The following is a 4,377-nucleotide window of genomic DNA, read 5'->3' on the forward strand; positions in this document are numbered from 1 at the left end:
CCGGGGCGCGTGCTCGAGGCGTCGCTGCTGGGCGTGGCGCTGGTGCTGCTGGCCGTGGTCGGCGGCCGCTGGGTCGCGGAGAGCGAGTCACTCCGGCCGTTCTTCGACCTCGACAAGAAGTCACTCGCGCTCGCGCTGATCGTGTACGGCTTCGTGGCGAGCGTGCTGCCGGTGTGGCTGCTGCTCGCGCCGCGCGACTATCTCTCGGCGTTCATCAAGATCGGCACGGTGCTCTTGCTCGCCGCGGGGCTGTTGTGGGTGCGGCCCGAGGTGCACCTGCCCGCGCTGACTCGCTTCGTGGACGGCACGGGGCCGGTGTTCGCCGGGAAGCTCTTCCCGTTCTGCTTCATCACCATCGCCTGCGGGGCGATGTCGGGCTTCCACGCGCTGATCTCGAGCGGCACCACGCCCAAGCTCCTGGACCGCGAGTCCGACGCGCGCTTCATCGGCTACGGCGCGATGCTGATGGAGAGCTTCGTGGCGATCATGGCCCTGCTCTCCGCGGCCGTGATGCAGCCGGGCGTGTACTTCGCGATGAACTCGCCCGCGGCTTTGATCGGCGGCGAGGTCGCACACGCGGCCGAGGTGATCTCGGGCTGGGGCTTCCCGCTCGACGCCGCGGCCTTCTCGGCGCTGACGCGGTCGGTCGGCGAGCAGAGCCTGTTGTCGCGCACCGGCGGCGCGCCGAGCCTGGCCGTGGGCATGGCCGAGATCTTCTCGCGCGCGATCGGCGGCGAGTCACTGCGCGCGCTCTGGTACCACTTCGCGATCATGTTCGAGGCGCTGTTCATCCTGACCACGCTCGACGCCGGCACGCGCGTAGGCCGCTTCATGATCCAGGACCTGCTCGGCAACTTCTGGACGCCGCTGGGCCGCACGAGCGCGCTGCCCGCGAACGTGCTGGCGTCGGGGCTGATCGTGACCGGCTGGGGCTACTTCCTGTACCAGGGCGTGATCGATCCGCTGGGCGGCATCAACTCGCTGTGGCCGCTGTTCGGGATCGCGAACCAGCTGCTCGCCGCGACCGCGCTCGCGCTCGCGACCACGCTTTTGGTCAAGTCCGAGCGGCCGCGCTTCGCGCTGCTCACGGTCGCGCCGCTCTTCTGGCTGCTCTCGGTCACGATGACGGCCGGCTGGCAGAAGATCCTCCACGCCGACCGGCGCATCGGCTTCCTGGCCCAGGCAGACTGGCTCGCGAGTCAGCTCGCAGAGGGCCTGATCGCGCCCGACAAGGTGCGCGAGACACACACGCTGATCTTCAACAACCGCCTCGACGCGGCGGTGACCGCGCTGTTCATGGTGCTGGTGGCGGTCGTGGTGCTGGACGCCGGGCGCGTGTGGTGGCGCGTGCTGCGCGGGCCGGCGCCTGCCGGCGCGGCGCGCGTCGCGGAGGTGTCGTGAAGACCCGTGCGCTGCTCGCCGCGTGCGGGCGCGCCGCCGCCGCGCTGGCCGCGTTCGCGCGCGGCTTCGTCGGGATCCCGGCGCACGCGCAGGAGTGCCGCGACGCGCGCGCGGCGCGCGAGTCACTGGGCGACGCCGCCGCGCGGCGCGGGCGCTGCTGCTAGCCGACTAGTGCCGGTCGGGGCGCTGGCGGGCTCCGCCGCCGTGCTCCTGGCCGCCGCCCTGCTCGCGCACGTGTTGCGGCTGGCGCTGGGGCTGCTGCGGGTGCTGCGGTGCCGCAGGCGCCTCCATGCGCGGCGCCGGTGCGGGCCGGCCACGGTACACGCGGTTGGCCGGCTCGCCCGGCAGGTCACGTGGCGCGCTCGGCTCGCGCGTCTGCGGCTGCGAGGGCCGGCGCTCCGCGCGGCCCACCGGCGGGCTCGGCGCTTTCGGCGCGTGCGCGGCACTGGCCGCGCTCTCCGACTCGCCTGCCGGCTGGCGGAAACGCGGCGGCTGCGGCGGCGCGCTGCGCTCCGCGGAATCGCCGCCGCCGAACGGCGGCCGGTTGCGCAGTGCGTCCGTGCTGCCCCGCTTGGGCGCAGTCACGATGCGCGAGGCCGTGCCCTGCTGCTCGCGAGTCACCTCGGGCGGCTTGCCGCGATTGAACAGACCCGGCGACTTCTGCTGCACGGGCGGTGACTCGCGCGTGGGCGCAGCCGTGCGCGCGATCTCCTGCGGCGCGCGCTGCCGCGCCTCGCGTGTGGCGACCACGCTGCGGTTGAACACCGCGCGCGGCGGCCGCTCCCCGCGGCCCGTGCTCGGCGCGAGGCTCGCGCGCTCGGGCCGGATGCCCACGTCACCCTCCACCGGTCGCAGCTTCGCGACCTTCGCGGCGTCCCAGTGCTCCACGTTCACGCGGCCGCGGCCGAACTGGTCGGCGCGCACGCCCACGACGGCATTGGCGCGCGCAGCGTTGGCCCAGTGCACGTTGTTCACGTTGACGACCGTGGTCTTGTTGATCACCACGTTGTTCACGATCCGCGGGCCGCCCCAGCCGTTCCAGTGCGGGTGACCGCGGAACGCGGCGCCGCCCCACCACGGGAAGCACGGCTCGCCCCAGCCCAGGGCGACCCAGCCCACGCCGCCGTGGCCGAAGCTGATGCCGACCGAGAAGGACGGTGCGCCGTAGAACGCGACCAGCGCCGGTGAGTAGTAGGGCCGCGCGACCAGCGGACCCGGCGCCCAGCCCCAGTAGCCGCCGACCGAGACCCAGCGCCCGTAGTGGAACGGGGCCCAGCCCCAGGGCGCGGCGTCGACCCAGGTCCAGCCGTAGTACGGGTCATAGACCCACGAGCCGGTGCTGTACGGCACCCAGCCCGGCGCCACGCGCGGCACCCAGACCGAGCCATAGGTCGGCACGACGCGCCAGTCACCGTAGTGGTCGAGGTCGTCCACGCCGTACACGCCGCTGGGCACGTAGCGCGCGCTCACCGACTCGAGCTGCTGGTCGGTGCGCGTGTAGTTCCAGCGGTCCCAGTCGTCGAGCTCCGCGGCGGCGTAGGTCTCGACCTTGGGCTGGTCGGTGCCCGAGACCACGACCGTCTCACTCGCCGCCACCGCGGACGCCTGGCCGGTGGCGGGAGTCAGCGTGGCGCTGCCGCCGCGCCGGCTGGTGAAGCTCGTGTTCTCGTCGGTCACCTCGATCCGGTAGTAGCCCGGGTGCTCGACGCTGAACGCCGCGTGCGGCGTGTCGATCTCGATGGTCGTGCCCGCCTTCACCGAGCGCAGGTCGAGCGAGGCATGCCCGTTCACGATCCGGAACTGCACGAAGTCGGGCTCGAGGTTGGTCAGCCCGAGCTGTGTCTCCTCGCCGGCGCGCACGAACGCGCGCGCGCCGATCTGGATCTCGAGGTTCGCCGCGTTGCCGGTGTAGAGCTGGTCGCCCTCGCCGAGCGGGGTGTTCACCTGCGCGGGGGTCCAGTCCTCTGCGCCGTTGCGCCAGAACGAGACCTCGCCGTCGGTGAAGCTGAGGCGGGGCGGCGTGCGGTCGAGCTCCTGGGCCGAGCCGGAGTCTGCGGCGGCCGGAGCCGACCCGGCGGGCGGCGCGGATCCGGGCGGAGGACCCGCCGGCGGTGATCCCGGAGGTGGAGCCTCGCCCTGCGCGCGCGCGTACAGCGCCGCGCTCGCGCACAGCGCGAACACGGTCAGGGCGCGCAGCCAACGAGAGCGAAGCTTGTGCATGGTTCCTCCTCGAGTCACTGCGGGTGGTCGTTCGCGCTGGGGTCACCGCCCGGAACGCCGCCATTCCAGCCATAGGCCAGGGTTCGGCCCAGGACTTCGAAGGGCGCGACGATCCCGTAGTACAACCCGTAGCGCAGCACGAGCCCGGTTGCGTAGAACGGCGCGTAGATGATCCGCATCGGGAGCGGCAGCGGGGCTGGCGGCGCCGGGGCGACCGGCACCATCACCGGTGGCGAGTAGACGCTCGGCGGCGGCGGGGGCGGCGCGCCCGGCGGCGGCGGCGGATGTGGGTTGGAACTCTGCGGGGCGCTGTGGGGCGGCGGCGGTGGCGGCGGGCTGCCCGCCTGCGCGGCGGGCGCTCCGGACAGCACCACCAGGGTCCCCATCAGCGCGCAGGTCGCACGCCAAAGCAGCGGGAAGCCTGTCTTTTCACGAACGAGCTCGGGCATCGCGATCTCCTGTCGTGGGGTGGAACCGACCGCGGCCGCCCGCGTTGCGGGGCCACCGCAGCCCGCCGAACGGCCGGTAGTGGGCGCCGAACGTGCGATGTCGTTTGGACGCACGCGCGGACCGGATCGGTCCGGCCAGCTGATCGCACTGATCTCATTTCCGGCGCGATTTCCCCTCGAAGCGTGCACGCCGCGCATCCGCGAGTCACTCGAGGTCGTACCAGTATGTTGCGACTCAGGTCATGTGTTCGTGCAGCGCGACGCGAAAAATTCGCGTGTGCGTGCGCCCGATGCGCTTGTGACTCGG

5 protein-coding genes are annotated in these 4,377 nt (G+C 72.9%); 3 read left to right on the top strand and 2 right to left on the bottom strand.

Features of this window, described 5'->3' with window-relative positions:
- Positions 1-1,401, top strand: a 1,401-nt coding sequence (locus VMR86_05275) for a carbon starvation CstA family protein (protein ID HTO06451.1), incomplete at its 5' end; no start/stop codon positions are given.
- The gene (locus tag VMR86_05280) at positions 1,398-1,565 is read left to right on the top strand and encodes a hypothetical protein (protein ID HTO06452.1); all 168 of its coding nucleotides are present in this window, start codon (positions 1,398-1,400) and stop codon (positions 1,563-1,565) included. The genes VMR86_05275 and VMR86_05280, both read left to right, overlap by 4 nt.
- Before the next feature lie 4 nt (positions 1,566-1,569).
- On the opposite strand, the gene VMR86_05285 is transcribed toward VMR86_05280, so the two are convergent.
- Complete coding sequence (locus VMR86_05285; protein HTO06453.1) at positions 1,570-3,621, bottom strand: DUF6600 domain-containing protein; 2,052 nt, start codon at positions 3,619-3,621, stop codon at positions 1,570-1,572.
- A gap of 14 nt (positions 3,622-3,635) precedes the next feature.
- Positions 3,636-4,070 carry a hypothetical protein gene (locus tag VMR86_05290; GenBank protein HTO06454.1) on the bottom strand — a complete coding sequence of 145 codons (435 nt, stop codon included), beginning with the start codon at positions 4,068-4,070 and terminating at the stop codon, positions 3,636-3,638.
- A gap of 19 nt (positions 4,071-4,089) precedes the next feature.
- On the opposite strand from VMR86_05290, the gene VMR86_05295 reads away from it, so the two are divergent.
- The coding region (locus VMR86_05295) for a hypothetical protein (GenBank protein ID HTO06455.1) at positions 4,090-4,377 on the top strand (288 nt) is incomplete at its 3' end.

This window comes from Myxococcota bacterium (genome assembly GCA_035498015.1).
Classification (GTDB): Bacteria; Myxococcota_A; UBA9160; order SZUA-336; family SZUA-336; genus VGRW01.

What these genes read in the sequence shown, in the direction of transcription:
- VMR86_05285 (HTO06453.1), bottom strand. Translation starts at nt 3,621, where the DNA reads ATGCACAAGCTTCGCTCTCGTTGGCTGCGCGCCCTGACCGTGTTCGCG.
- VMR86_05290 (HTO06454.1), bottom strand. Translation starts at nt 4,070, where the DNA reads ATGCCCGAGCTCGTTCGTGAAAAGACAGGCTTCCCGCTGCTTTGGCGT.